The organism is Termitidicoccus mucosus (genome assembly GCF_038725785.1).
Classification (GTDB): Bacteria; Verrucomicrobiota; Verrucomicrobiia; order Opitutales; family Opitutaceae; genus Termitidicoccus; species Termitidicoccus mucosus.
Genome location: NZ_CP109796.1, coordinates 1,419,068 through 1,445,032, shown reverse-complemented (window position 1 = coordinate 1,445,032; position 25,965 = coordinate 1,419,068). Strand labels below are relative to the sequence as shown.

20 protein-coding genes and 1 tRNA gene are annotated in these 25,965 nt (G+C 63.6%); 8 read left to right on the top strand and 13 right to left on the bottom strand.

From position 1 onward, the window contains the following. Nucleotides 1-4: 4 nt before the first annotated feature. Nucleotides 5-2,536, bottom strand: a complete 2,532-nt coding sequence (locus OH491_RS04765) for a carboxy terminal-processing peptidase (protein ID WP_068769096.1) — start codon at nt 2,534-2,536, stop codon at nt 5-7. A gap of 209 nt (nt 2,537-2,745) precedes the next feature. Then, a complete protein-coding gene (locus tag OH491_RS04760; protein ID WP_334319084.1) occupies nt 2,746-3,651 on the bottom strand; it encodes a rhomboid family intramembrane serine protease in 906 nt (301 codons plus the stop codon). 184 nt (nt 3,652-3,835) lie between these two features. On the opposite strand from OH491_RS04760, the gene OH491_RS04755 reads away from it, so the two are divergent. The 3 genes from OH491_RS04755 (at nt 3,836) to OH491_RS04745 (ending at nt 5,794) form a co-directional block, all read left to right on the top strand. Beyond that, nucleotides 3,836-4,069 (top strand): ferredoxin, encoded by a 234-nt coding sequence (locus tag OH491_RS04755; protein WP_068769098.1) that lies wholly within the window; start codon nt 3,836-3,838, stop codon nt 4,067-4,069. A 168-nt stretch (nt 4,070-4,237) separates the two neighbouring features. Next, complete coding sequence (locus tag OH491_RS04750; protein ID WP_068769099.1) at nt 4,238-4,873, top strand: sigma-70 family RNA polymerase sigma factor; 636 nt, start codon at nt 4,238-4,240, stop codon at nt 4,871-4,873. After that, nucleotides 4,874-5,794, top strand: coding sequence for a hypothetical protein (locus tag OH491_RS04745; protein WP_068769100.1), 921 nt, complete (start codon nt 4,874-4,876; stop codon nt 5,792-5,794). Nucleotides 5,795-5,895: 101 nt separating this feature from the next. Here OH491_RS04745 and cysW read toward each other — a convergent pair whose 3' ends face one another. From cysW to OH491_RS04730, 3 genes are all read right to left on the bottom strand, one after another. Continuing rightward, on the bottom strand, nt 5,896-6,744 hold the full coding sequence (gene cysW, locus OH491_RS04740) for a sulfate ABC transporter permease subunit CysW (protein WP_068769101.1): 849 nt from the start codon (nt 6,742-6,744) through the stop codon (nt 5,896-5,898). 2 nt (nt 6,745-6,746) lie between these two features. Then, on the bottom strand, nt 6,747-7,550 hold the full coding sequence (cysT, locus tag OH491_RS04735; protein ID WP_084442052.1) for a sulfate ABC transporter permease subunit CysT: 804 nt from the start codon (nt 7,548-7,550) through the stop codon (nt 6,747-6,749). Between the two features lie 89 nt (nt 7,551-7,639). Further along, nucleotides 7,640-8,713 carry a sulfate ABC transporter substrate-binding protein gene (locus OH491_RS04730; RefSeq protein WP_068769102.1) on the bottom strand — a complete coding sequence of 358 codons (1,074 nt, stop codon included), beginning with the start codon at nt 8,711-8,713 and terminating at the stop codon, nt 7,640-7,642. Between the two features lie 355 nt (nt 8,714-9,068). On the opposite strand from OH491_RS04730, the gene OH491_RS04725 reads away from it, so the two are divergent. From OH491_RS04725 to OH491_RS04715, 3 genes are all read left to right on the top strand, one after another. After that, complete coding sequence (locus OH491_RS04725) at nt 9,069-10,943, top strand: DNA topoisomerase IV subunit B (protein WP_068769103.1); 1,875 nt, start codon at nt 9,069-9,071, stop codon at nt 10,941-10,943. A 191-nt stretch (nt 10,944-11,134) separates the two neighbouring features. Further along, entirely contained in the window at nt 11,135-14,350 is a 3,216-nt protein-coding gene (gene carB / locus OH491_RS04720) for a carbamoyl-phosphate synthase large subunit (protein WP_068769796.1), read from the top strand. 119 nt (nt 14,351-14,469) lie between these two features. Beyond that, nucleotides 14,470-16,170 (top strand): TonB family protein, encoded by a 1,701-nt coding sequence (locus OH491_RS04715; RefSeq protein WP_334319086.1) that lies wholly within the window; start codon nt 14,470-14,472, stop codon nt 16,168-16,170. Between the two features lie 156 nt (nt 16,171-16,326). Here OH491_RS04715 and OH491_RS04710 read toward each other — a convergent pair whose 3' ends face one another. From OH491_RS04710 to OH491_RS04685, 6 genes are all read right to left on the bottom strand, one after another. Next, on the bottom strand, nt 16,327-17,787 hold the full coding sequence (locus tag OH491_RS04710; protein ID WP_068769105.1) for a sensor histidine kinase: 1,461 nt from the start codon (nt 17,785-17,787) through the stop codon (nt 16,327-16,329). Between the two features lie 66 nt (nt 17,788-17,853). Further along, on the bottom strand, nt 17,854-18,546 hold the full coding sequence (locus tag OH491_RS04705; RefSeq protein ID WP_068769106.1) for a response regulator transcription factor: 693 nt from the start codon (nt 18,544-18,546) through the stop codon (nt 17,854-17,856). Between the two features lie 116 nt (nt 18,547-18,662). Next, nucleotides 18,663-19,901, bottom strand: coding sequence for an ABC transporter permease (locus OH491_RS04700; protein ID WP_068769107.1), 1,239 nt, complete (start codon nt 19,899-19,901; stop codon nt 18,663-18,665). 35 nt (nt 19,902-19,936) lie between these two features. After that, nucleotides 19,937-20,632: an ABC transporter ATP-binding protein gene (locus tag OH491_RS04695; protein ID WP_068769108.1), complete on the bottom strand. Its 696-nt coding sequence runs from the start codon at nt 20,630-20,632 to the stop codon at nt 19,937-19,939. Nucleotides 20,633-20,723: 91 nt separating this feature from the next. After that, nucleotides 20,724-22,028, bottom strand: a complete 1,305-nt coding sequence (locus tag OH491_RS04690) for an efflux RND transporter periplasmic adaptor subunit (protein WP_068769109.1) — start codon at nt 22,026-22,028, stop codon at nt 20,724-20,726. 102 nt (nt 22,029-22,130) lie between these two features. Beyond that, complete coding sequence (locus tag OH491_RS04685; RefSeq protein ID WP_068769797.1) at nt 22,131-23,594, bottom strand: efflux transporter outer membrane subunit; 1,464 nt, start codon at nt 23,592-23,594, stop codon at nt 22,131-22,133. Between the two features lie 180 nt (nt 23,595-23,774). On the opposite strand from OH491_RS04685, the gene OH491_RS04680 reads away from it, so the two are divergent. Both OH491_RS04680 and OH491_RS04675 read left to right on the top strand, forming a co-directional pair. Continuing rightward, nucleotides 23,775-23,851 (top strand) — tRNA-Asp (locus OH491_RS04680). 185 nt (nt 23,852-24,036) lie between these two features. Then, nucleotides 24,037-25,452, top strand: a complete 1,416-nt coding sequence (locus OH491_RS04675) for a hypothetical protein (protein WP_068769110.1) — start codon at nt 24,037-24,039, stop codon at nt 25,450-25,452. Here OH491_RS04675 and OH491_RS04670 read toward each other — a convergent pair. Together OH491_RS04670 and OH491_RS04665 are read right to left on the bottom strand one after the other, a co-directional pair. Beyond that, nucleotides 25,386-25,685: a helix-turn-helix domain-containing protein gene (locus tag OH491_RS04670; RefSeq protein WP_334319087.1), complete on the bottom strand. Its 300-nt coding sequence runs from the start codon at nt 25,683-25,685 to the stop codon at nt 25,386-25,388. The two genes, OH491_RS04675 and OH491_RS04670, sit on opposite strands and share 67 nt — an antisense overlap. Before the next feature lie 90 nt (nt 25,686-25,775). Next, the gene (locus OH491_RS04665) at nt 25,776-25,958 is read right to left on the bottom strand and encodes a hypothetical protein (protein ID WP_342750877.1); all 183 of its coding nucleotides are present in this window, start codon (nt 25,956-25,958) and stop codon (nt 25,776-25,778) included. Between the last annotated feature and the right edge of the window lie 7 nt (nt 25,959-25,965).

The window sequence follows — 25,965 nt, the reverse complement described above, 5'->3', positions numbered from 1 at the left end:
AAAATCACTCGCGCCGGACGGCCTGGGCGGTGAGAGGGGCGCCGGCGAAGGATCCGGATTCAGGGGAGCGGGCCATCGCGATCGCGTCGTTGAGCACGCGCAGGGATTCGCGAAGATGGATGTCGAGCTTTTTCGCATCCTCCTCGAGTTGTTCGTCGGAAAGGCCGCTGTCGTTTTCATCCGTGCCGTTTCGTTCTTCGCCAGTGTCGCCGGTCATGGCCAGGGAAAGGCCGGTGGCGTCGGGGAGGTCGGACGCGGCGGCGGTGCTGGCCGCGGCGGCGCCGGGCGAGCCGGCTGAGGCAAGGGTGGCGGCGGGCGGGGCGGCGGGGGCTTTCGCGACGGGCGTCGCAAGCGGCGCCCCGACGGCGTCCGCATCGGCGGTCACCGCGGTGGTGTTGTCGATGTCGCTTTTCGCGACGGTGGTGTTCTCGTTGGTTTCGAGTTTGGCGTCACCGGGGGTCGCGTTTTCATTGACGGGAGTCTCACCCTCGTTGGTTTCGGTTGCCTTCGGCTTGGGCGGGACGAGCGAAAATTCACGGGCGGGATAGCCGACGGAGGCCGCGAGACGGTTGCGCTCCAGGTCCATTTCCTTGCGGAAAGACTTGTCGGCGTCGCGTTGTTTTTCGCGCGCGGTGAGATTGAGCGAGAGGGTTTTCTGGGCCTGCTTGGTTTTGAACCAGTCGATCGATTTGTTGAGATAGGTGAACTCCTCGAAGGATTTCTGGCGTTCGAGGCTGGCGTTTTTCAGCGGCTCGAAGACAGGGATGGCGAGCGGGCCGCCGTCGAAGGGTGCGGCTTTGATCTCATCCCACGCGAGCGCGCGCGGCAGTTCGGCCTCGCCGATGGGAAGATAATCGTCGATGGAGGGCAGGATGATGTCGGGGACGACGCCGCGGAGCTGGGTGGACTCGCCGTCGGGGAGGTAGAACTTCTGGATGGTGAGTTTCACGGCCCCGGTTTTCAGGCCGGCGCGGGCCATGAAGGGGATGGCGTCCTTCATCTCGATGAGTTGCTGGACGGTGCCTTTGCCGTGCGTGGAACTGTCGCCGATGATGATGGCGCGGCCGTAGTTTTGAAGCGCGCCGGCGACGATTTCGGAGGCGGAGGCGCTGAACTTGGAAACGAGCACGGCGAGCGGGCCGTTGTAGGCGATGGTGGCGTCCTCGGAGGAATCGACTTTTACCTTGCCGTAAAAGTCGCGCACTTGGACGACGGGGCCGGGTTTGATGAAGAGGCCGGAGAGGGCGATGGCTTCGGTGAGGAGGCCGCCGCCGTTGCCGCGGAGATCGAGGACGAGCCCTTGGATGCCGTCGGCCTGGAGGCGCTTGATGAGCTCGGCGACATCCTGTGTGGCGCTGTTTTTGCTGGCGCCGTCCTCGCTGGTGTCGGGGCCGTAGAAGGCGGGCAGCGTGATGACGCCGATCGGAGTGGCGCTCTTGCCGTCGGAGGCGGGAACGTCGTAGATGGCGCCGCGGGCGCGGGCGGAATCGAGGTTCACCACGTCGCGGACGAGCGTGACCTGCTTGCGCTGGGCGGGGTCGGAGGCGGGCTGGACGGTGAGGTGCACCTTGGTGCCTTTTTTGCCGCGGATCATGTCCACGATCTTGCGCAGTTTCATGCCAATGACCTCGACCGGCTCCTTGCCGTCGTCCTGGCCGACAAAGAGGATCTTGTCCTTGGGCCGGATTTGTTTGCTGAGGTCGGCGGGGCCGCCGGTGACGACTTCGTTGATGACGCAGTAATCGTCCTCCAGGCTGAGCACGGCGCCGATGCCGATGAGCTGGAGGCGCATCTGGATGCTAAAATCCTCAAAGGTCTCGGCGGAGAAATACGTGGAGTGCGGATCGTAGAGGCGGGCGATGCTGGAAAGGAACGATTCGGCGACGTCCTTGCCCTCGATGTCGCCGAGGTTTTTGAGCATGCGGTTGTAGCGTTTGGTGACGCTTTCGCGGGCCTCCTCGGGGGTCTTCTTGTTGAGGATTTCGAGGATGAGCTCGTATTTGATGCGTTTCGTCCAGATGTCGTCGGCCTCGGCTGCGTCGGCGGGCCAGGGGCTGTCTTTGCGATCAATGAGATAGGTGTCCTCGGTGTCGAGCGGAAGGTCGGTTTTGAGTTGTTCGAGCACCCAGTTGATGCGGTCGGTGACGCGGGTCTTGTAGGTGCCGAAGATGACGAAGGCGGGGTCGATTTTGCCAAGGCCGGAGATGTTGTTGTAGATCCAGCGGGCGGGAAATTTTTCGATGAAGGCGGCCTTGTCGGATTCGAGGAAGAAGAGGCGCTGGCCGTCGAAATCGGACATGAAATTCGGCACGACCTCGGCATAGTCGGCGGGGCGGACGGCATCGCGGTTATAGTGGTAATGCTCGAGCAGGCCGATGACGTTCACGACTTCGCGTTCGAAGGCGGGCGTGCTTTTGAAGGCGCCGCCATCGGTGCCTTGGGCGCGGACGGGAACGAGTGTGAGAACGAGGGCGGCGGCTGCGAGGCCGGGCAGCGAACGCAGGCGGTGGCGGGTGAGAGCGGAAAAAAACTTCATCGCGAAAAATGGACGTGTGGAGGGCGAAATTGTTTCATCGTTTGGAGGGACGCGCAAGTGATGAGCGGTTTCCATGCCGTCGATGGTTGGAAAAAAACAGACAGGCAGACGCGCGAAAAGCCCAAATGTTGCATCTGGAGTGATGCGAGGATATTCCAAGCCGGGCCCGGGCGGCTGAAAAATCGCTCGCGTCCGGGCCGGCCATGCGGTCAGCGGCGGTTGAGCACATCCTTGGCGTCGTCCAGCAATTGCTTTTCCTCGGCGGTGAGCGCGCCGAAGCCTTCGCTGTTGATTTTGTCGAGGATGCGGTCCACTTCGGCCCGGAGATCGGCGGCGCTGGGCGAGATGGATGACGCGGATGAATCGGCGGGCGCGCCGACATTGACCTTGTATTTGGCTGAAGCAGCGGCGGCGGGGGCTTTTCTGGCCCGGCGCAGCCAGCGGGGCAGTTCGATCTGCGTGCGGCCGTCGGGATTGCGCCATTCGCGCAGGTAAACGAGACGGTGATAGAGAAAGCCGACGAGCATGCCGCCGATTTGGGCGGAATAGTGCATGCCGAGGTCGAATTCGCGCGCGGGGATTTCACTGAAGACGAGGCCGCACAGGGCGATCAACGCCCAGATGCCCGCGATGTATTTCGGCTTTATCGTGACCGGAATGATGAAGAACAGCAGCAGCGTCATCTGCCGGTCGGGATAGATGCATGCGAACACGACCAGAAAGGCGCACACTACGCTCGTCACGCCATAGAGAAAACCACCGTTGGCCAGGTTGACGCCGAACCACGCGAGCGCGCCGCCAACCGAGGCCGCGACATACAGCCATGCGAGCCCCTTCTCGCCGATGAGCGGGCGCAATTCGCGTCCGAGGAACCAGAGCATCAGGCAGTTGAACAAGACCGCCAGCACGCCCTCGTGCAGGAACGTGTAGGTGAGCAGCTTCCAAACGTGCCCGCCGAGCAATCCGCCCTGGCTCATCGCGGCGATGCGCGCAAACGTGTCGTTCCCGCCGGGGAGCAGGCGTTCGAAGACATTTTGTATGATGAATCCGGCGATGATGACGGAAATCATCCAGACAAGCACCGAAGTCGGCGTCCGGTTATAGTCGTCTCGCATGTAATGCCTGTCAGAAATCATCGTTTGGTATAGAGAGAAAAAAACTGGAAAACGCTCAAACAAATACAAACACCGTCCCGGACGGAGAGCAACAAGGCAGACGGAAAACCACGAAAAAGATGCGGAAATTTTTGTAAACACCCCGTCTTGACAGTCTCAATAAATCCTCTTTTCTCCCGTCATCATGGCAAACAAAGCAGAAAAATGGGACATTAATGCAGCCGGCAAATTCTACGTCGATCAGCAGTGCATCGACTGTGACCTCTGCCGCGAGACGGCGCCGGCGTTTTTCGCCCGGAACGACGATGGAGGCTACTCCTACGTGAAGGCGCAGCCCGCCTCCGAGGAAGACGTTGGCCTGTGCATGGAGGCGCTGCAAGGCTGCCCCGTCGAGGCCATCGGTGAGGACGGCGAATAAGCCGCGCGCGTAAGTTCTCCCTATTGAGACTAGGTCTTCCCGAGCCCCTCGGCGCAATACGCTCCCGGAGGGGCTTTTTTGCAGGCACAGGCGCCCGCGAAACATGACAAATGGGGTTGCCACCCGGCGCAACACCGGCCATGTTTCCTTCCGCAACCCAAGCAACCAATGTCCGTCGGAACCCATACTCTCGAAAAAACCTTGGTCGCGACTCCCGATCGCCGGCAGGAAGCCGATGCCGACTGGCAGATCGTCCAGCAGGTGCAGGCCGGGGATGTCGCGGCGTTTGACAAACTCGTCGTGAAATATCGCGAGCGTGTTTTTGGCGTCATCTACAACATGACTTCCAATCGCGAGGATACGGCGGACTTGGCGCAGGATGCCTTCATCAAGGCCTTTCAATCCATCCATCGGTTTCAGGGGCAATCGTCATTTTTTACCTGGCTCTATCGCATCGCGGTCAATTCCACGCTCACGCATTTGCGCAAGTCCCGCCTGCGCTCCTTCTTCAGCTTCGAGAAAATCCACGAAGAGGATACAAATGCTGAAGTGCTTAAACAACTGACTGATAAAAATGGCGGAGACCGGGAGCTCTTTGTAAAAGAACTTCAGGAAAAATTGAACGAGGCGATGCAGAAGCTGTCTATCAAACATCGCACTGTGGTGACTTTATTTGAAATAGACGGACTCAGCCACGAGGAAATCGCCGAGATCATGGAATGCTCGGTGGGCACGGTGCGTTCGCGTTTACACTACGCGAAACAGCTCCTTCAGGCCGAGTTGCAGGCATACACGCGCGCATAAATGGACAAGGACAAATCATCGCAATCCAAGGTCACCTTGGAGCAACTCCTTCGCATCAAGCGGGCAGAGCGCCCCACGCAGGATTTCTGGGAGGGATTTGAGCGGGATCTCCGCCACAAGCAACTTGCCGCCGCCATCGTCGAAGAGCGCCCATGGTGGCGTTCCCTCACGGGCGGCCTGGCCAAAATCTATGTGCCGGTCGGCGCGGTCGCGGCCGTGGCGTTTGCCATGGTCATGATGCGTTCCGACCGCACGGCACTGCCGGTCGCGGTGGGCGTCGGGGCAGGCTCGCAGGATGCGACCGTTGTCGCGGTGGGTGACGGCGCGCATGGCGGCGGAATCGCGCCCTCGTCATTGCACGCGTCCAACGAGCCAGCTTCTTTGCCGGCCAAGGAAGGAGTCGCAGTCGTGAGCGTCCGCTCCGCGCCGGATGTGGGCGTCCCGCAGCCGCGGTCGGACGCGCAAACTTTCCCGGCCCGGACGGATGCCGATGCCAGCGATGGCATGCTGGCCCTGTCGAGCACGTCGGCGGTCGCCGCCGCGTTTGTCGGCGCCAGGAACGAGATTTTCCGGCGGCAATCGATTGCCGCCTTGCAAGTGCAGTCGGGCAACGGGGACAGCATCGTCGCCACGCCCATTCTGGCCCTTTTCGAGGCGGTGTCCCCGTCGGTAGAGGCCGAGGCGGACAATGCCACGTCCGAAACTGATTACCTGCATCGCCTCGCCAGTTCGGCGAATCCGCGCAGTTCCCGTCTGCTCGCCTATGCCGATCCTGTTTCGGAAAGCGAAATGGACGCGGACAACAATCCCCGCCTCGCCCGCGCCCGCGAGCGCATCACGAGTCGCCTGAACGATCGCGCGCTGGTTGATTCCAGCAGCCGGTTTGGCGCCGCTGACGGCAAGGTTTCGATAAAATTCTAAGCCGGTTCGGGTCGCCGCATCCTGGTGCCTGATGGAAGGGTGCGGTTCAGCGTCATTCGAAACGCCCCTCGGGGCGTTTTTTTGTGCCCGGCGCATTGCCGTCAGTTGCGCAGGCGCCTGGCTTCCCGATGCTCGACCCAGGTTTTGAGCAGCAAGGTGGCGAGGGCCAGGACGGTGAGGATGGACGCCACGGCAAACGCGCCGGTCTGCACGCGGTCATCGAAGAGGAGCTGGATTTGCAGCGTCATCGTGTTGGTTTCGCCGCGCACCGCGCCGGAGACGATCGCCACGGAGCCGAATTCCCCGAGGCTGCGCGCGGTCGCGAGCGACACGCCGTAGATAAGCGCCCATTTGATATTCGGCAGCGTGACGCGAAGAAATGTCTGCCAGCCGCCCGCGCCGAGCGTGAGGGCGGTTTGCTCCTCGTGCGTGCCCTGGCTTTGCATGAGCGGCAGGACTTCGCGAAAGACGAAAGGCGTCGTCACAATCGTCGTGACGATGACGATGGCCGGAATGGAAAACACGAGCCGGATACCGTGCCCCGCCAGCCACGGCCCGAGCAAACCCTGCATGCCAAAAACAAAGAGATAGGCCACGCCGATGACGATGGGGGAGATCGAGAGCGGCAGTTCGATCAGGCTGATGAGCAGCCGCCGTCCGCGAAACTCAAACTTCGCCACGGCCCACGCGGCGGCGAGGCCGAAGACCGTGTTGACCGGCACGGCGATGGCCGCGGCCAGCAATGTGAGGCCGATGGCGTGGCGCGTGACCGGATCGGCGAGGCTGCCGATGTAGGCCGCCCAGCCGTCGCGCAGCGCGTAATAAAAAACCGCGGCGAGCGGCAGCAGGATGAGCAGGGCGGCGGCGCCTCCTCCGGCGAGCACCAGGGCGATGCGTCGCGGATGACCGCGAATGGAAACACGGCGGGAGGCGGGAGCGGCGTCGGGCATGTTCAGTGCAGGCGGCGGAGGAGGCGGTGCTGAATGGTGTTCATCGCCAGCAGCACGAGGAGCGCGGCGGCGAGGATGACGACGGCGAGCGCGGCGGCCGCCTCGTAATCATGCTCGGCCACGCGCGTGTAGATGAGCAACGACGTGATCTCGGTGCGGAACGGGAGATTGCCCGCGATGAACACGACCGCGCCAAACTCGCCGAGGCAGCGCACCAGCGCGAGCGTGGCGCCGGCGAGCGTGGCGGGCAGGATGGCGGGAAAGACCACGCGGCGAAACACGGCCAGCGGCCCGGCGCCGAGCGTGGCGGCGGCTTCCTCGAGTTGCGGATCGAGGTCGGCGAGGACGGGCTGCACCGTGCGCGCGACAAAGGGGAAGCTGGTGAACGACATCGCGGCCACCATGCCGGGCAGCGCATAGGCGAGCTTGATGCCGAGCGGCGCGAAAAGCTGGCCGACGAGCCCGTTGGGCGCGAGCAGCGTGGCGAGGCTGAGCCCGGCGACGGCGGTCGGGAGCGCAAAGGGCAGGTCCACCGCGGCGTCGAGCAGGCGGCGCCCGGGAAACTCATAACGAACAAGTATCCAGGCGACCGATACGCCGAGGACGACATTGAGTGCGGTGGCGGCGAGCGCGGAGACGAGCGTGATGCGGTAGGTGGCGAGCGCGCGGGCGTCGCTGATTTGCGTCCAGAACGCGGGCCACGAAAGCGAGGATGCCTTCAGCGCGAGCGCGGAGAGCGGGAGCAGCGTGGCGAGGCTGAGGAAAAGGAGCGTGCCGCCAAGCGTGAGCCCGAAGCCGGGAAGCATCCGCGCCGGGCGTCCGCGTTCGCGCCCGCGCCGCGGACGGGGCGCGGGCGTTCCGGGGGCGGTGCGAATAAAAGCTGGCGGGAGGGCGCTCACCGTTTTTCGGCGGCGATTTCCTTGAGCAACGTGTCCACGAGCGCGCCGTTGGCGAAGAAATCGGCGGTGGCCTTTTCCCAGCCGCCGAAGACGGAGCCGACCTCGAGGGCCTCGACGGGCTGGAGGCGGGCGGCGTGCCGCGCGGCGACGGCGGCGTCGCGCGGGCGATAGAAGTTGCGCGCAATCACCTCCTGCGCCTCCGGCGTGTAGAGGTATTCGAGATAACCGCGGGCGAGGGCGGAGGTACCGCGTTTTTCGGCGTTTTTTTCCACCACGGCGACGGGAAATTCCGAGAGGATGCTCACACCGGGCGTGACGGCCTGGAATTTGTCGCGGCCGGCGGTGGAGAGCGCGAGGGTTTCGGACTCGAAATTGATGAGCGCATCGCCGATGCCGCGTTCGGTGAAGGTGGTTGTCGCGCTGCGTCCGCCGGACTCGAAGACGATGACGTTGGCCAGGACGGATTTCAGGAAGGCGCGGGCCTTGGCGTGGTCGCCGTGGTTCGCGCGCAGGGCATGCGCGTAATAGGCGAGGACGGCGTAGCGGCCGTTGCCGCCGAGCTTGGGGTTGACCTGCACGATGGAGACGCCGGGGCGGGCGAGGTCGTCCCAGTCGCGGATGGCTTTCGGATTTCCGGTCCGGACGAGAATCGAATGGACGGAGTAGAAGGGCGAGGCGTTGTGGGGAAAGCGGGCCGGCCAGTCTTTCGCGACGAAACCATTGTCGGCGAGGAGTTGCACGTCGGTGAAGGTGTTGAACGTGACCACGTCGGCTTGCAGTCCCTCCAGAATGGCGCGCGCCTGTCGCGAGGAACCGGCGTGGGATTGCTTCACGGCGACGTCCTGGCCGGTCTTGGTCTTCCAATAAGGGACGAAAACCTTGTTCACGTCGGTGAAAAGTTCGCGCGAGATGTCGTAGGAGGTGTTGAGGATTTCCTGCTGCGCGCGGGCCACGGGGACGGGCGAGGCCAGGCAGGCAAGGACGGCGGTGGCAATAAACGCCGCGCCGAGGAGGCGCGTGCGCGCAAAGACGCGGGATGGGGAAGGGAGCGCGGAGGTGTGATGAGACATAGGCTGGGTCTTGCGCCGTGTTGATTGGTGGTGACGGCGGTGTTGGTGATGGTTTCCAAAAGACCTCCAGCAGACTGGTCGGCGGCGTGTCAAAATGACGACGAAAGGAGTCAAACAGGAAAAGGCACTCGAATGGCAAGGATTTAATTAGTATAAAAGGTTGGATACTTATGAAAATGCGTACGGCTTTCGTCATCACCTGAAAATCCCAAGCTGAAAATTCTCTGCGAAAATTTCTTGTCTCTCGCGCCTGCCGTCCGACGCTAATCCCTTTGACAGATTTCCTCCCGCAGGTCCTGTCCAATTTTTCGAACACAAACATCGACACCCATCCATCGCGTTCACCCGACACACCATGGCCAAATCCAGCAGCGTCTCCGACTACACCGAAGCGAACATCAGAACCCTTTCTCCCCTCGAGCACATCCGCCTCCGGCCCGGCATGTATATCGGCCGCCTCGGCAACGGCTCCCACCCCGACGACGGCATCTACGTCCTCCTGAAGGAGACCATCGACAACGCCATCGACGAATTCACCATGGGCTTCGGCAAGCGCGTCGAAATCCACCTCGCCGACCGCTCCCTCTACGTGCGCGACTACGGACGCGGCATTCCCCTCGGCAAACTCACCGAGTGCGTCTCCATCATCAACACCGGCGCGAAATACGACAGCGAAACCTTCAAGAAAGCCATCGGCCTCAACGGCGTCGGCCAGAAGGCGGTCAACGCCCTTTCCCTCGAATACCGCGCCCAATCCATCCGCGATGGCAAATCCCGCCTCGTCGAGTTTTACCAGGGCAAACTCAAAAAAGAGGGCAAAATCATCGACGCCCCCGCCGGCGAGCGCAACGGCACCCTCGTCGAATTCACCCCCGATCCCGACGAAAAGCTCTTCGGCCCGGACTTCCGGTTCCGTCCCGAGTTCATCGAGGAGATGCTTTGGAACTACGCCTACCTCAACCGCGGCCTCACGCTCGTCTTCAACGGCAAATCCTTCCGCTCCGACAACGGCCTCAAGGACCTGCTCGCCAAAAAGCTCACCGGCGAGCCGCTTTACCCCATGATCCACCTCGAAGGCGACGACATCGAGATCGCCATGACCCACGGCGGCCATTACGGCGAGGAATACTACTCCTTCGTCAACGGCCAGCACACCACCATGGGCGGCACCCACCTCGCCGCCTTCCGCGAGGCGCTCGTCGCCACCGTCCGCAACTTTTTCAAGAAAGACTACGAGGCCGCCGACATCCGCCAGTCCATCGTGGCCGCCGTTTCCCTCCGCGTCATGGAGCCCGTCTTCGAGTCGCAGACGAAGACCAAGCTCGGCTCCAACAACATGGGCCCCGAGAAAGACAGCCCGAGCATCCGCCAGTTCGTCTCCCAGTTCCTCCAGCAGCACCTCGACAACTGGCTGCACCGCAATTCCGAGGCCGCCGACGCCATCAAGGCCAAGATCGAGGCCAGCGAGCGCGAGCGCAAGGAGCTCGCTGGCATCCGCAACATCGCCCGCGAACGCGCGAAAAAAGCCTCGCTCCACAACCGCAAGCTCCGCGACTGCCGCGTGCACCTCGACAGCAAGGACAAGCGCGCCGAGGACACCACGCTCTTCATCGTCGAAGGCGACTCCGCCGCCGGCTCTCTCACCGCCTGCCGCGACGTGCAGACCCAGGCCGTCTTCGCCCTCAAGGGCAAACCCCTCAACACCTACGGCCTCACCAAGAAGGTCATCTACGAAAACGAGGAATTTCACCTCCTCCAAAGCGCGCTCAACATCGAGGACGGCATCGACGGCCTCCGTTACAACCGCATCATCATCGCGACTGACGCCGACGTGGACGGCATGCACATCCGCCTGCTGCTCCTCTCGTTTTTCCTCCAATTTTTCCCCGAGCTCATCACCAACCACCACGTTTACATCCTGGAGACGCCGCTCTTCCGCGTGCGCAACAAGAAACAGACCATCTACTGCTACAGCGAGGCCGAGAAACAGGCCGCCCTCCACAAACTCGGCCAGAGCGCGGAGGTCACCCGCTTCAAAGGGCTCGGCGAAATTTCCGCCAACGAGTTCAAGGACTTCATCGGCGAAAACATCCGCCTGGAGAAAGTGACGCTCGACCACCTCCACAACGCCGACGACCTCCTGAAATTCTACATGGGCAAAAACACCCCTGACCGCCAGGATTTCATCATCAGCAACCTCCGCGTCGAAAAAGACCTCGTCGAAGCCTGATAAAAAAAGCTCGTCCGGCGGGCGAAATCGTGACGCATCGCCCCGCCTGAAACCTTGCCGCTTTGAGGAGCGTGCAGGGTGGTTTGTCGCGACTTTGCCCCGCTCCTGCATTTTCTTTGCTCTTTCGATAAATACGTTTGTCGCCCGCCGTTTCGCCCTCAACTCTGCGCCCCGGCAAAACCCTTCCCATTATGGCCAAACGCAACGACATCCATAAAATCCTCATCATCGGCTCCGGGCCCATCGTCATCGGGCAGGCCTGCGAGTTCGATTATTCCGGCACCCAAGCCTGCAAGGCACTGCGCGCCTGCGGCTACCAAATCGTCTTGGTCAACTCAAACCCGGCCACGATCATGACCGACCCGGTCATGGCCGACGCCACTTATATCGAGCCGCTCAACGTCGCCCGTCTCGAGCAAATCATCGCCAAGGAACGCCCCGACGCCCTTCTCCCCAACCTCGGAGGGCAGACCGGCCTCAACCTTTCCATTGCCCTCGCCAAGGCCGGCATCCTCGCTAAATACGGCGTCGAGGTCATCGGCGTGAACCTGGAGGCCATCGAACGCGGCGAGGACCGTGAGATTTTCAAGGAAACCATGCGCTCGCTCGGCATCGGCCTGCCCGACAGCCGCATCATCCACACCGTCGCGGAAGCGGAGCAGGCCGCGGCCGAGCTCAACTATCCCGTGGTCGTGCGCCCCGCCTACACCATGGGCGGCGCGGGCGGCGGGCTCGTTTACAACATCGATGAACTCCGCACCATCGCCGCGCGCGGCCTCGACCTTTCGCTCACCCGCCAGTGCCTCATCGAGGAATCCGTCCTCGGCTGGGAGGAACTCGAGGTGGAAGTCGTCCGCGACGCCGCCGGCAAAATGGTCGTCGTCTGCTTCATTGAAAATGTGGACGCCGTCGGCGTGCACACCGGCGATTCCTTCTGCACCGCGCCCATGCTCACGATCCCCGTGGACGTGCAGGACGAATGCCGGCGCATCGCGTTCAAAGTCGTCGAAAGCATCGGCGTCATCGGCGGCACCAACGTCCAGCTTGCGCGCGACCCCGCCACCGGCCGCATCGTCATCATCGAAATCAACCCCCGCACCTCGCGCTCCTCCGCGCTCGCGTCGAAGGCCACCGGCTTTCCCATCGCGCTCATCTCCGCGCAACTCGCCTCCGGCCTCCACCTCGCCGATATCCCGTATTGGCGCGACGGCACGCTCGACAAATACACGCCCTCCGGCGACTACGTCGTGGTGAAATTCGCCCGCTGGGCCTTCGAAAAATTCAAGGGCGCCGAGGACAGGCTCGGCACGCAGATGAAGGCCGTCGGCGAGGTGATGAGCATCGGCAAAAACTACAAGGAGGCTTTCCAGAAAGCCATCCGTTCGCTCGAAAACGGGCGCAGCGGCCTCGGCTTCGCGAAAAATTTCCACACGCTCTCGAAAGACGAACTCCTCGCGCAACTCCGCTTCGCCAGCAGCGAGCGCCACTACCTCATGTATGAGGCGCTGCGCAAAGGCGCGACCGTCGCCGAGCTCAACGCCCTCACGCACGTGAAAGCCTGGTTTATCGGGCAGATGCTCGAACTGGTGCAACTCGAGGAAAAACTCCTCGCGCACAAAGGCGCGCCCGCCGCGCAGCTCCCGCCCGATCTTCTCGCCCAGGCCAAGCGCGACGGCTTTGCCGACAAATATCTCGCCAAAATCCTCGGCCTCCCCGAGGCGGACCTCCGCGCCCGCCGCATCGCGCTCGGCCTCGTCGAGGGCTGGGAGGCCGTGCCCGTCTCCGGCGTGGAAAATGCGTCGTATTATTTCTCGACCTACTGCGCGAAAGACACCGCCACGGCGTCCGCGAACCCGAAAAAAGTCATGATCCTCGGCGGCGGCCCCAACCGCATCGGCCAGGGCATCGAGTTCGACTACTGTTGCGTGCACGCCGCCCTCGCCCTCCGCGACGCCGGCTACGAGACCATCATGGTCAACTGCAACCCCGAGACCGTCTCCACCGACTACGACACCTCCGACAAGCTCTACTTCGAACCGCTCACCGTCGAGGACGTCCTGCAAATCCACGCCAAGGAAAAACCCCTCGGCGTCATCGTGCAGTTCGGCGGCCAGACCCCGCTCAACATCGCCCGCGAACTCGCCGCCAACGGCGTGCGCATCCTGGGCACCAGTATCGACACGATTGATACCGCCGAGGACCGCGACCTCTTCCGCCGGATGATGGAGCGCCTCGGGATTCCGATGCCCGAGTCCGGCATGGCCTCCACCTTCGAGGAGGCGCGCGGCATCGCCGGCCGCATCGGCTACCCGATCATGATCCGCCCCTCGTTCATCCTCGGCGGGCGCGGCATGGAAATCATCTACGACGAGGACATGCTGCGCGAATACGTCGCGCGCGCCATCGACGTCTCGCCCGAGCGCCCGCTGCTTCTCGACCGCTTTCTCCAGTCCGCGCTCGAATGCGAGGCCGACGCGCTCGCCGACGGCAGGGACGTCTTCATCCCCGCCGTCATGGAGCACATCGAGCTGGCCGGCGTGCATTCGGGCGACAGCGCCTGCGCCATCCCGCCCGTGTCCATTTCCCAGTCGCACCTCGACACCATCAACACCTATACGCGCAAAATCGCGCAGGAGTTGAAGGTCGTCGGCCTGATGAACATGCAATACGCCATCGAGAACGGCAAGGTTTACGTCCTCGAGGCCAACCCCCGCGCCAGCCGCACCGTCCCGCTCGTCTCAAAGGTTTGCAACGTGCAGATGGCCCGCATCGCCACGCAGCTCATGCTCGGCGCGACCATCCCGGAGATGAAGCTCGCGCACAAAACCATCCCGCACCACGGCGTGAAGGAGGCGGTCTTTCCCTTCGACAAATTCCCCGAGGTCGATCCCGTGCTCGGCCCCGAGATGCGCTCGACCGGCGAGGTCCTGGGCATGTCCACCGGCTTCGGCCTTGCCTTTTGCAAGTCGCAGGAGGCCGCGCAAAGCCCGCTCCCCGTGAGCGGCACGGTGTTGATGAGCGTGTGGGAACGCACCCCGCAGGTGTTGGAGATCGCGCGCACCTTTGTCGCATGCGGCTTCAAACTCCGCGCCACGGCGGGCACGCGCGGCTTTCTCGCGGAGAACGGAATCACCGCGGACCTCGCGGTCAAAATCAACGAAGGACGCCCCGACATCGCCGACGACATCAAGAACGGCGTCGTCCAGTTCATCGTCAACACGCCGATCAGCAAGCGCGCCAGCCAGGTGGACGATTCTTACATTCGCAAATCCGCGATCAAATACCGGGTCCCCTACATGACGACCCTGGCCGCGGCGGTCGCGAGCGCGAAAGGCATCGCCGCCCGCATCCAGAACCCGGTCCGCCCCTTGTATTCACTCCAGGAATACCACGCCGCGATCAAATAAAAGGGGCGGCGATTGCCGGACGCCGCCTCGCGGACAAGGCCGGCAAATCTCAGGTCCCCCGGTTTTGGTTTGTTGTTTGTTGCTCGACAGGAGGCTGCGGGGTTTTCATGTTCAATGACATGCAAACCCTTCGCTTGACGCGTTTCGCGTATTTGTTGTCCGCCCTGCTTGCAGTCCTGCCGCACATGCCGGCCCAGGATATCGTCGTGTCCGGGCCGATGCTGTTTCCTTCCGACACGGAGGTGGACACGCCGCCGGTGTTGAAGAAGGCGTGGAAGCTGAAGTGCCCGGAGGCGATGAAAAAGGAAACGGAGCACGCCTACGCGTTCGTATCGCAATACACCGATGCCAATGGGAAACGCCTGTCACGCAACCAGCACGGCGCGCAGCCGCTGGTTGAACTGATCAATGCAGAGATTTCCGGCCTGCAGTGCCAGCCGGCGCAGGCGGACGGAAAGCCGGTCGCTTCGCGCTTTTTGGTCGCGATCATTTTTAACCCCGCAGGCGCTTCGCCCAAGGCGGCAGACGCGGAACCTCGGTTGCTCGCGGTGATGCCAGCTTTCATCAGTCAGAAGCGGGCCGCCGAATTGCGGAAGGCAAAGCAAAGCGCGTATATAAAAGTGGCGATCGAACTGGATGCATCGGGCTCACTTTCGTCTTATGCGCTGAGCCCAAAGTCGTCTTATGCGGAGCCGTTCAAGGCGGAGATCGACGCCGCGCTGGCGCGGTGGAAGTTCGCCCCCGCGCGCAAAGGCGGGCAGCCGGTCGCGTCCTCGCTTGAGGCGTTGGTTTTGCTGATCCACGAGAATGCCTTGGTACAGTCTCCGTCGACGGGCACTCCCCCGTCGGTTGTGCATCGGGATCCTCCGGTTTATCCGCGCGCTATGAAAAAATCGGGATTGATCGGCGAGGTGACGATTTCGTTTGTGGTGGATAAAAAAGGCGATGTGACCAACCCGGTGGTGGTGCGCTCAAACAATCCGGGATTTGAAGAGGCCGCGATCGAGGCGGTGCTCAAGTGGAAATTCAAGCCCGGCATAAAAGACGGGAAGCCGGTGAACACGCGGATGCAGGTGCCGATCATATTCCACTTGGATGGGGGCGGACGGGATCTCTACGAGGTCGATCAACCCTCGAAAAAACAAATCGCAAAAATGCCGGAGGGGCTGCGCTACGACACGCCGCCCGAGCCGCGCGGGGTGATTCATCCGGTTTATCCCTACGCGCTTTATGCCGACAAAGCCCCCCGCGGCAGCGCGACCCTCTCGATGCTCATCGATCCGCAAGGCCGCGTCGTCATGGCGAAGGTGCTTGAGGCGACGCGCCCCGAGTTCGGCGAGAGCGGCAGGGCGGCGGTGGAGCATTTCGAGTTCAAGCCGGCCACGCTCGAGGGCAAGCCAGTCGCCGGAGTGCTGAAAACCGAATTCAATTTCGACCCTCATTACGACGACACCGGCCTCTACTCGATGGAGATGAAAAAGTCCGACCGCATCGCCGGCGCGGGCAAACTGGATTCCGTGCCGAAAGCGCTTTCGCAGCGCAAGCCCGTGTTTCCGCTCGGGGTTGCACCCGGGACTGACAGCGGGACGGCAACGGTCGAGTTTCTGATCGACAAGGATGGCAAGGTGCGGCTGCCGCGCATCAAATCCGCGAGCGACCCCGCCTTTGGCTACGCCGCCGTGCAGACGGTCGCCCACTGGCTTTTCGAGGCGCCTCGCGCGGGCGACAAAACCACGATCACCCGGGTGCAGGTGTCGGTCAGTTTCGAGCGGGAAAACGGCGGCGGCGGCGTGAAGACAGGCGGAAAACCTCTCCAATAATACCAATCACGAATTGAATCCGACTTTTGGAGGGCCGAGCTCCCGCGAGGCCGTCGCGGTTATGCGCTATGTTTTCGGCGACGGCCTCGCGGGAGCTCGGCCCTCCATTTGAAAAACCTGATTTCTTCGGGGACTTGGTATAAAAATCGGGCAGGATTACGCGGGCTTCTCCCTGTCGCGGACGGCGGGCAGCACCAGTTCGAAGGTGGCGCCGGGGGGGGGAGTGTTGTTCCGGGCGGCAAGCGTGGCGGCATGGTTTTGGGCAATGGCCTGGGCGATGGCCAGGCCGAGGCCGGCATGCGGGGTTGGCGTCGCCGTCCTCGCTTTGTCGGCGCGGTGGAAGCGTTCGAAGATGTGCGGGAGGTCCCCGGGCGGGATGCCGGGGCCGTCGTCGCGGACCACAACGCGCGCGGCGGATTGATCGGGCGCCGTTTCGGTGGCGAGCCAGATGTTGCGGTCGCCGTCGGGGCGGTGGTGGTCGATGGCGTTGGAAAGGAGGTTGGCGGCCAGGATGGCGAGGGTCTCGGGATCGGCGCGCACGGGGGCGGGGCGGAGATCGAGGTGGAGGTTGATGCCCCGGTCGGCGGCGAGCGGTGCGAGCTGGCGCGCGGTCTCGCGGAGGATGCCGGCGAGGTCGCAGGAGACGCGGGCGGGGAGATGGCTGGCGGTTTCCTGACGGGCAAGGAGAAGGAGCGCCTCGATGAGGCGGCGCATGCGCAGGCCGGTTTCGCGGCAGGTGGCGAGGATGGCGCGGTAGTCGTCGGGAGTGCGGTCGCGTTTGAGGGCGCGTTGCGTCTCGGAGAGAAGGATGGTGAGCGGGGTGCGGAGCTCGTGGGAGGCGTCGGCGGTGAAGCGGCGCTGGCGTTCGAGGGCGGCGGCGAGGCGGTCGAAGGTTTCGTTGAGGACGCGCCCGAGCTGGTCGAGTTCGTTGTCTGTATCCGATGTATCGATACGCTCGGCGAGGTCGCCGGCGGCTATGCGGGTGGCGGTGCGGCTGATGGCGCGGATGGGACGGAGGGCGCGGCCGGCGAGCCACCAGCCACCGATAAGGCCCGTGGCCCATAGGGCGAGGGCGAGGAGGGCGAGCGACCCGGCAAAACGGCGGCGGGCGTCGAGATCGGGCGTGATGTCGCGGCCGTAGGCGAAGGTGATACCGCCGGGAAGGGTGTGCGCGCTTTCGCGGTGGCGACCGCGGGTGAGGAAGGCGCCAGTGTCGGACGCGGCGGCGGGGGGAGGGATGTAGCCGGGCGGGGCATTTGGAGTTTTTATGAGGATGGAGCCGTCGGCGTCGGTACAGACAAACCAGTGATGGCCGGGGGCGGTGTCGGTGTAGGTGGGGGCGAGTTCGGGGGGGATGACGAAACGTTTTTCGCGGACGAATTTGCGGAGGAGGATGTCGGGCGGTGTCTGCCGGTCGAGGTCTTCCCGAGGGATGGAGGAGAATAGGGCGCGGACGAGGTGTTTTTCGGCTTGTTCGAGGGTGGCGTCGATGCGAGTGAGCTGGGACTGCCAGGCCAGGCGGTTGACGACGATACTGAGCGCGGCGAGCGCCACGAGGAGGATGAGGCCGTGCCAGACCTGGACGCGCCAGCGGATGGAGTGGGTGAGGCGGGGCATGGGGATGGGCGATTTACGATTTACGAATTACGATTTGCGTGGCGCGCCGGGAGGAAGCGGCGGGTGTCATTCGATGAGGTAGCCGTGGCCGCGGCGGGTCTGGATGAGGGCGGGGCCGAGTTTCTTGCGCAGGTTGGAGACGTGAACATCGAGGAGATTGGACAGGGTGTCGTCGTCCTCGTCGAAGAGGTGGTCGTAGAGCGCGGCGCGGGTGACGACCTTGCCGCGATGGAGCGCGAGGTATTCGAAAAGCGAATACTCGCGGGCGGTCAGGGAAATGCCGGCGCCGCCAAGGGTGACGCGGCGGGCGGCGGTGTCGAGGGTGACGGCGCTCAGGTGGATGAGCGGACTGGTGCGTCCGGCGGAGCGGCGGATGAGGGCGCGGAGGCGGGCGAGCAGTTCGTCGGTGTCGAAGGGTTTGGTGAGGTAGTCGTCGGCGCCGTGGTCGAGGCCGCGCACGCGGTCGGGAACGGTGTCGCGGGCGGTGAGCATGAGGATGGGGGCGGCGGGAAAAGCCGGGGAAACGCGTGAGCCGGAGGCGGGGCTTTTTTCGGGGGCGCGGAGAGCGGCGAGGATTTGCCAGCCGTCGAGTTTGGGCAGCATGACGTCGAGGAGGATGGCGTCGTAAGGGGTCTCGCGGGCCTTGCGCAGGCCCTCCTCGCCGTCGGAGGCGGTGTCAACAGCATAGTTTTCCTCGCGCAGCGTGGCCGCGAGGCTGCGGAGGAGGGCGGGATCGTCTTCGATGACGAGGAGGCGCATTTTTTGAATGGATGAGAAGATTCACCACAAAGACACAAAGGACTCAAAGAAAACTGTCCCGACTTCTTTCGTGGTCGCTTTTTCTTTGCGCCCGTTGTGTCTTTGTGGTGGATGATTCACTCGTGGCGCAAGGCGTCGATGGGGTCGAGGGCGGCGGCGCGGCGGGCCGGGGTGTAGCCGAAGAGGATGCCCACCGCCGCGGAAAACACGAAGGCGATGAGGTTGATCTGCGGGTTGAAGAGGAAGGGGACGTTGATCAGGCCGGCGAGCGCGTAGCAGAGGCCGAGGGCGAAGGCGATGCCGACGAGGCCGCCGATGCTGGAGAGCGTGATCGCCTCGACCAGAAACTGGAGCAGGACTTCGCGGGCGCGGGCGCCAATGGCGAGGCGGATGCCGATCTCGCGGGTGCGCTCGGTCACGCTCACGAGCATGATGTTCATGATGCCGATGCCGCCGACGAGGAGCGAGACGCCGGCGACGGCGGCGAGGAGCATCGTCATCATGCGGGTGGAACTGCTGAGGGTCTCGGCAATCTGCCGGGTGTCGAAGACACTGAAGTTGTTGTCCTGATTGCGCTGGAGGTTGCGGCGCTGGCGCATGAGGGCGGTGATTTCAGAGATGAGGCGGGCGCTGTCGGCGTTTTCCTCGGCGGAGATGCTGATCATGGAGATGTCGCGGGCGGAGGTGCGGCCCAGGAGGCGGCGCTGGATGGCGGCGAGGGGGACGATGATGGTGTCGTCCTGGTCGCCCATGCCGACCTGGCCTTTGGCGGCGAGGACGCCGATGACTTCGCAGGAGGCTTTGCCGAGGCGGATTTTGGAGCCGATGATCTGCGAGGCGGGGATGCCGGCGTTGTCGAAGAGCTCGCGTTTCACGGTGTTGCCGATGACGCAGACGGCGGCGCCGGTTTGCTGCTCGGTTTCGGTGAAGATGCGTCCGTCCGCGATGGTCCATTTGTTGATTTGGAAATAGGCGCCGGTGGTGCCGGTGACGGAGGTGTTGCGGGCGTTCTGGAGGTAGATGGTGCTGAGCGAGGCGTTGCGGACCGGGGCAATGGCGGCGATGCCGGGGATCTGCTCGGAAATGGCGGTGACGTCGTCCTCGGTGAAGTTGGGCACGCCGGCGGAGGAGGAGCGGGGGCCGAAGCCGGCGCCGGGACGGAGCATGAGGAGGTTCGAGCCGAGGCTGGAAATCTGGTTTTTCACGGCCTGCGTGGTGCCCTGGCCGAGGGTGACCATGGTGATGACGGCGGCGACGCCGATGATGATGCCGAGCACGGTGAGGAAGGCGCGGGTGAGGTTGCGCCGGATTTCGCGGAGGGCGATCTGGAAGGCGTTGAGGAGCATCGTGAGCATGGCGGGCGTGGGGCGGATTTGTATCCAATGATTGGTTACGCGGCGGGACGGACCAGGTCGGACTCGATGAGGCCGTCGGTGATGCGGACGGTGCGGCGGGCGCAGGCGGCGACGTCGTCCTCGTGCGTGACCATGATGACGGTGATGCCGCGCTCGGTGTTGAGGCGGGTAAGGAGTTGCATGATCTCGATGGTAGTGGCGGTGTCGAGGTTGCCGGTGGGTTCGTCGGCAAAGAGGGTACCGGGCTCGGTGACGATGGCGCGGGCGATGGCGACGCGTTGCTGCTGGCCGCCGGAGAGCTCGGCGGGCGTGTTTTTGAGCTTGGCGGAGAGGCCGACCGCCGCGAGGGCGTCGAGGGCCTTTTCATGGCGACAGCGTTTGGAGAGGCCGCGGTAGAGGAGGGGGAGTTCGACGTTTTCCAGGGCGCTGGTGCGGGCGAGGAGGTTGAAGCCTTGGAAGATGAAGCCGAGGGCGTGACGGCGGAGGAGGGAACGCTGGTCGGCGTCGAGGGTTTCGACGGGGATGCCTTCGTAGCGGTAGGTGCCGGTGGTGGGGGTGTCGAGGCAGCCGAGGGTGTTCATGAGGGTGGATTTCCCGGAGCCGCTGTGCCCCATGATGGCGACGAATTCGCCGCGGTGGATGGTGAGGTCGATGCCGCGCAGGGCCTGGAAGGCGGCGTCGCCCTGGCCGTAGGTTTTGGTGAGGGCACGGAGTTCGATGAGAGGAGGCATGGGTGAACGGACCGGGACGGCGGGCAGCGGGAGCGCGGTGTAGTTATATGTCGGATACGGCTTGCGTCGGCGGGCTTCGCAAACAAAGCCCCTACATGGTTCTGATGATGACCGGGAGACCTTCGGCGAGGGCGTCGGAGCGGATTTCGGTGCGGCGGCCATCGCTGAGTCCGGTGCTGACGGCAAGGGGCTCGGGCCGGGCGTCGCGGAGAATCCAGATGGTGGCGGTGCCGTGGGTGTCGGCGGGCTTGGCCTCGGGCTCATCAGCGGAGGGTCGTCGGACGGATCGCGGCGGGCGGGGCATGAGGCTGTCCACGATGGACTTTTTCTGGTTGTTTCCATCCGCGCTGACGGCGACGGGGGCGGCGTTTGCGGAGGGCGGGGTGAAACGGAGGGCGGCGGCGGGGACAAGGAAGGTGTTTTTTGACTCCGCCACGCGGATGTCGGCGGTGGCGGTCATGCCGGGGCGGAGGGTGAGGTCGTCGTTGGCGACTTCGAGCTCGGTCTCGTAGGTGACGACGTTGTCGGTGATGGAGGAGCCGTAGGAGACTTTGAGGACGGCGGCGGTGTAGGCGCGTCCGGGCCAGGCATCGACGGCGAAGGTGGCGCGCTGGCCGGCGGCGACCCGGCCGATGTCGGCTTCGGCGATGGCGACGTTGAGTTTCATGTGCTCGAGTTTTTCGGCGATGACGAAGAGTTCCGGCGCGGTGAAGGAGGCGGCGACGGTCTGGCCGGGTTCGATGGCCCGGGTGAGGATGATGCCGTCGATGGGCGACTTGATGACGGCCTTGGCGAGATCGGTTTCGTTGATGGAGAGCTGGGCCTGGGTTTCGAGGACGGCGGCCTGGGCGGAGAGGAGATCGGCGGCAGCGCGGTCGGCGGCGGCGACGGCGGCGTCGAGATCGGCGCGGGAGGGGAGTTTGCCGGAGGAGAGGCGCTGGAGTTCCTGCTGGCGGGCGAGGGTGGCGCGGGCCTCGCGGAGGGTGGCCTCGGCCTGGGCGACTCTGGCCTGGTTGGCGGCCAAGGTGGCGCGCGCGGCCTCGGTTTGCTGGGCGAGTTTGCTGGTGTCGAGTTTGGCGAGGGGCTGGCCTTTGGTGACGTGATCGTTGGTGTCCACGTAAACCTCGAGGATGATGCCGGAGAGTTCGCTGCCGACGGTGACCTCGTTGGTGGGTTCGAGGTTGCCGGTGGCGGTGATGTCCAAGTGGATGTCGCCCCGGCGGAGCGGTTCGGTGACGTAAGCGGGACCGGCATGCGCGGCGGCGGCGCGCTGGCGCCAGATTAACGCGGCGGCGATAGCGGCGAGGATGAGCGCGGCGGCGATGGCGAGGCGCGGCAGGCGGCGGCGTTTGGCATGGGCGTCGGTGTGGCCGATGAGGGTGGCTAGGTCGGGCATGGCGAGGAGGAGGGATGCGTGGGAAGATTCTGGTATTTCGAGGCGCAGCCCCGCGGCGTTCGCCGGGAGGACAGCGACGGAGTTTTTGTATTCGAAGCTTGGTTACGGAGTGGCCGCCGGCTGGCCGCCCCAGCCGCCGCCGAGGGCTTTATAGAGTTGAATGTGGGCGGCGGTGAGGCTGGCGGTGGCGGAGACTTGCTGTTCCTCGATGCCGAGCCGGGTGCGCTGGGCGTCGAGGACGGTGAGGAGATCGACCTGGCCGGCCTCGTATTGCCGGGCGGCAAGGTCGGCGGCGGTGGTGGCGGCGTTCGCGGCGGCGTCAAGGATGGCGGTGCGCTCGGCCAGGCGGCGCACGGCGACGAGGGCGTTTTCCACTTCGTTGAGCGCGGTGAGGACGGACGATTCGTAGGCGATGAGCGCCTGTTTCTGGAGTTCGGTCTGGATGAGTATGTTTTGGCGGATGCGGCCGCCTTGGAAAATGGGAGCGGTGAGGGAGCCGAGGAGGCTGGCGACGGTGTTGTCGGGAGAGAGGAGGTCGCCGGCGTTGAGGGTTTCGACGCCGATGGAGCCGGCAAGGTTGAGGGAGGGCAGGCGTTCGCGGCGGGCGGCATCGGTGCGCGAGGTGGCGGCTTCGAGGGCGTGCTCGGCGGCGCGGATGTCGGGGCGCTGGCGGAGCGTCTCGGCGGGGATGCCGGTGGCGAGCGCGGTCGGCGGCGCGGGGACGGGGCGGGTTTCGGCGAGGAGAGAGTCCAGTGCGCCGGGTGCGCGGCCGCAGAGGAGGGCGAGGCGGTTGCGCGATTCGGCGATGGTCTGGCGAAGGGAAGGGAGGGAGGCGCGGGCTTGTTCGAGGGTGCTGAGGGATTGCTGGGTGTCGAGGGCACTGGCGAGTCCGGCTTGCTCGCGCCAAAGGGTGAGCTGGGTGGTTTCGGTGCGGGAAGCGATGTTGCGTTCGAGGACGGCGAGCTGGTTTTCGCCGGAACGGAGCGTGACGTAGGCGTCGGCGACCTCGGCGGCGAGGGAGACTTGTGCGGCGTGGAAGTTCTCCCGGGTTTGCGCAAGGTCGGCGGTGGCGGCGTCGAGGGCGAGGCGCTGCCTGCCGAACAGGTCGATTTCCCAGCCGGCGTCGAGCGAGGCGGAGTAGGAATCGCCGGAGGTGCTGGTATGGGCGAGGTGGTCGCGGCTGTAGGATTCGCGGCCGGTCACGCCGGCGGAGAGGGTGGGGAGGAGCGATGATTTCTCGACGGCGCGGCGGGCGCGTGACTCGGCGATCTTGGAAAGGGCGGTGCGGATGTCGGGGCTGTTGGCGAGGGCGTCGATGATGAGCCGGTCGAGGACGGGATCGTTAAAACGCATCCACCATGAAGCGAGAGCGGTGACATCGAGAGAGGAGGCAGCCGGGGTGTCGTTGCCGGCCTCTGTTTGCAGCCAGTGACGGGGGACGATGACCCGGGCGGCGATTTGCTCTTTGGCGGTGGGGCTGCTGGTGCAGGCGCAGAGAATGACAGCAGGAAGGATGGCGGCGAGGATTTTGACCGGAAGGAAATGGGACGATGACGATGCTGGCATGGCGAGGAATGCGTGCATTGTAGCGATGCGCACCTTTAGGGAACATGAAGGCACTTCGATGCATTTGAACAGGAGGGAGGCCGCGAAATGGGGAATTTGTCCAACCATGATGGAAAATTGGAAAACCACGCTTGACATGAGTGATGCGGATTCTAGGTTCCGCGTCCTTTCCCGATTTCCGGGGTGGTAGCTCAGCTGGTTAGAGCGTCTGCCTGTCACGCAGAAGGTCGCGGGTTCGAGTCCCGTCCATCCCGCCAGTTTAAAAACGCCGAACTCTCAGAAGTTCGGCGTTTTGCTTTGGTGGATAGCAAGTTATAGAATTTCCGACTTCAGCGGAATTAGGCAGGACTTGGCCCGGTTTTGCGCGATTTGCGAATTTTGGAGCCACCAAAGAGCCACTAAAATTCTCCAACTTTTCCCTCTGAAACGGGTCTAACGAGGCATGGAAATCACCGGTCCCTTCCTTGATCGCGCGAAGAGAGCGAACGGGCAACCGGCTTGCTGGTATCTCCGCTATTCCACCCCTAAGCTGAAGCCGGACGGCACTTCTGTTCTCGACGCTGCCGGCAAGGTCAGGCTGCAACGGCACCGACCCTACTACGAATCGAAAGCCAAGGCGGAAGCGGACAAACCGAGCATCCGCGAGCAGCATGAGAAGACCGGCTCCGGTCAGTTCCTTTTCGACCGCAAGGCGGCCGAGGACTACGAGGGCGCGCTGAAACTCGTCGGTGGCGTCCCGCTGATCGAGGTCGCCAAGTTCTGGCGCCTCCATCATCCGGACAAGCCCAAACGCAAGTTGGCGGAACTCTTCCTGTCGTTCCTGGCCGACGTAAAACTCCGCCACGGCGAAGGCCGGCATTACAGCGACCTCAAATCGCGCGGCGGAGCCTTCATCAAGGCCGGGTTTGGCGAACGCTACGCGGACACCGTTACCCGCCAGGAAATCCTCACCTACGTGAAGGAAATGCCGGACGTCGAGTCCCGCACCAAGCGCAACCACAAGACCGCCATCTGCGAGTTCTTCAATTGGCTCGTGCAGGAAGAGCACGAAATCCCCGTCAATCCCGCGGCCGGCATCAAAAAGCGGATGCTGCCGAAGGAGACGAAAAAGGAGATCGAGTTCCTGCGGCTTGATTATGTCGTCCGCTACATTCGCGCTGCCGAACGCTACGATCCGGACCTGGTCGCCCATGAAGTCGTGCAGCTCGTTGCCGGCGTTCGTGCGGATGACGAGATGGCGGATTTCGAGGCAGGCTTTGTCTATCCGCAGACCAAGGAGGTCGTTATTCCCGCCAACGTGGCAAAGACCGAGAAGCGCGAAGTGATCGACGGTCTTGAAGAGAACTTTTGGGCGTGGTGGGCCGCCTATGCTCCCTCGGAAGGTCGTTTGCGTCCGAAGAATTATGACCGGCGTTGGGACCGTCTTCGTGTGCTCGCATCCATCGAGGACCGGAGTAATGCCGACGAACTCGCACTGCTTCCCATCAAATATCTGCTACGACTTCCCGAATCGAGAGCGGCGTTGAAAAAATGGCCTTGGAATGCCCGTCGCCGCACGTTCTGCACCTATCACGTCGCCAAGCATCAGAGCGCGGCCAAGACGGCTCTCATCATGCGTCATCGAGGATCGGCTTACACGCTGCACAATTCTTATCGGGGTCTCGGCGTGACGCCGGAGCAGGGGCAGGAGTATTTCAGAATCATGCCTGCCCCGGTGGCAGCCCCAATCCGACCGACCAAGGTGCTCAAAGGCATTATTCGCATCCAGGCGGCGACTCAAAAGAAAGCGAGTCAGGCGTGGAATTCCCGGCCGGGCACCGCGCCATACGCATCGAGATCGATTTTGCGGATGCGATAGAGTGCCCCGAGTCGTTGGTGTGCGAGGCGTGCTTTCCCATCTCGCGCCACGGTCACGGCGCGCCGGATGGTGTAAGGGCTGACACGCAGGTAGGCCGCTGCTTCGTAAACGTCCATTTTCGCCGGCCAGCATTCCTCACGAGGCCAGCGCTTCCAGAGCTCATTCTGCCACTCGGCAGTCGCCTTGGTCTTGGCGGCCGTGCAGTTGTTTCCCACGTCCTTTCGGAGCGGCATGACGGAAGCGTTTTCAGTCGATGGCCGGAAGGAGTTGGATGCCTCCAAAGTGAAGTTTGGCCGCACGGCGTTCATTGGGTACGAAGGCAATTAGCTCACTGATTTCCAAAACTCTGGCTGCAGTATTTTTGCTGGCTCCGCTGGGCGAGCTGGAACGGCGATCCGCTGCTGGCGAAAATATCTTACCACCGCCAACCCGAGCAATTCGCCGATGCGCTGGCAGCGTTCTGGATACGGCATCGTTCTGTAATCGTGCAGGGTCAACGGTGGCATGGATTTT

Excerpts from the sequence above, each read along its gene's own strand:
- OH491_RS04765 (WP_068769096.1), bottom strand. The coding sequence starts at position 2,536 with ATGAAGTTTTTTTCCGCTCTCACCCGCCACCGCCTGCGTTCGCTGCCC.
- OH491_RS04760 (WP_334319084.1), bottom strand. The coding sequence starts at position 3,651 with ATGCGAGACGACTATAACCGGACGCCGACTTCGGTGCTTGTCTGGATG.
- OH491_RS04755 (WP_068769098.1), top strand. The coding sequence starts at position 3,836 with ATGGCAAACAAAGCAGAAAAATGGGACATTAATGCAGCCGGCAAATTC.
- OH491_RS04750 (WP_068769099.1), top strand. The coding sequence starts at position 4,238 with ATGTCCGTCGGAACCCATACTCTCGAAAAAACCTTGGTCGCGACTCCC.
- OH491_RS04745 (WP_068769100.1), top strand. The coding sequence starts at position 4,874 with ATGGACAAGGACAAATCATCGCAATCCAAGGTCACCTTGGAGCAACTC.
- cysW (WP_068769101.1), bottom strand. The coding sequence starts at position 6,744 with ATGCCCGACGCCGCTCCCGCCTCCCGCCGTGTTTCCATTCGCGGTCAT.
- cysT (WP_084442052.1), bottom strand. The coding sequence starts at position 7,550 with ATGCTTCCCGGCTTCGGGCTCACGCTTGGCGGCACGCTCCTTTTCCTC.
- OH491_RS04730 (WP_068769102.1), bottom strand. The coding sequence starts at position 8,713 with ATGTCTCATCACACCTCCGCGCTCCCTTCCCCATCCCGCGTCTTTGCG.
- OH491_RS04725 (WP_068769103.1), top strand. The coding sequence starts at position 9,069 with ATGGCCAAATCCAGCAGCGTCTCCGACTACACCGAAGCGAACATCAGA.
- carB (WP_068769796.1), top strand. The coding sequence starts at position 11,135 with ATGGCCAAACGCAACGACATCCATAAAATCCTCATCATCGGCTCCGGG.
- OH491_RS04715 (WP_334319086.1), top strand. The coding sequence starts at position 14,470 with ATGCAAACCCTTCGCTTGACGCGTTTCGCGTATTTGTTGTCCGCCCTG.
- OH491_RS04710 (WP_068769105.1), bottom strand. The coding sequence starts at position 17,787 with ATGCCCCGCCTCACCCACTCCATCCGCTGGCGCGTCCAGGTCTGGCAC.
- OH491_RS04705 (WP_068769106.1), bottom strand. The coding sequence starts at position 18,546 with ATGCGCCTCCTCGTCATCGAAGACGATCCCGCCCTCCTCCGCAGCCTC.
- OH491_RS04700 (WP_068769107.1), bottom strand. The coding sequence starts at position 19,901 with ATGCTCACGATGCTCCTCAACGCCTTCCAGATCGCCCTCCGCGAAATC.
- OH491_RS04695 (WP_068769108.1), bottom strand. The coding sequence starts at position 20,632 with ATGCCTCCTCTCATCGAACTCCGTGCCCTCACCAAAACCTACGGCCAG.
- OH491_RS04690 (WP_068769109.1), bottom strand. The coding sequence starts at position 22,028 with ATGCCCGACCTAGCCACCCTCATCGGCCACACCGACGCCCATGCCAAA.
- OH491_RS04685 (WP_068769797.1), bottom strand. The coding sequence starts at position 23,594 with ATGCCAGCATCGTCATCGTCCCATTTCCTTCCGGTCAAAATCCTCGCC.
- OH491_RS04675 (WP_068769110.1), top strand. The coding sequence starts at position 24,037 with ATGGAAATCACCGGTCCCTTCCTTGATCGCGCGAAGAGAGCGAACGGG.
- OH491_RS04670 (WP_334319087.1), bottom strand. The coding sequence starts at position 25,685 with ATGCCGCTCCGAAAGGACGTGGGAAACAACTGCACGGCCGCCAAGACC.
- OH491_RS04665 (WP_342750877.1), bottom strand. The coding sequence starts at position 25,958 with ATGCCACCGTTGACCCTGCACGATTACAGAACGATGCCGTATCCAGAA.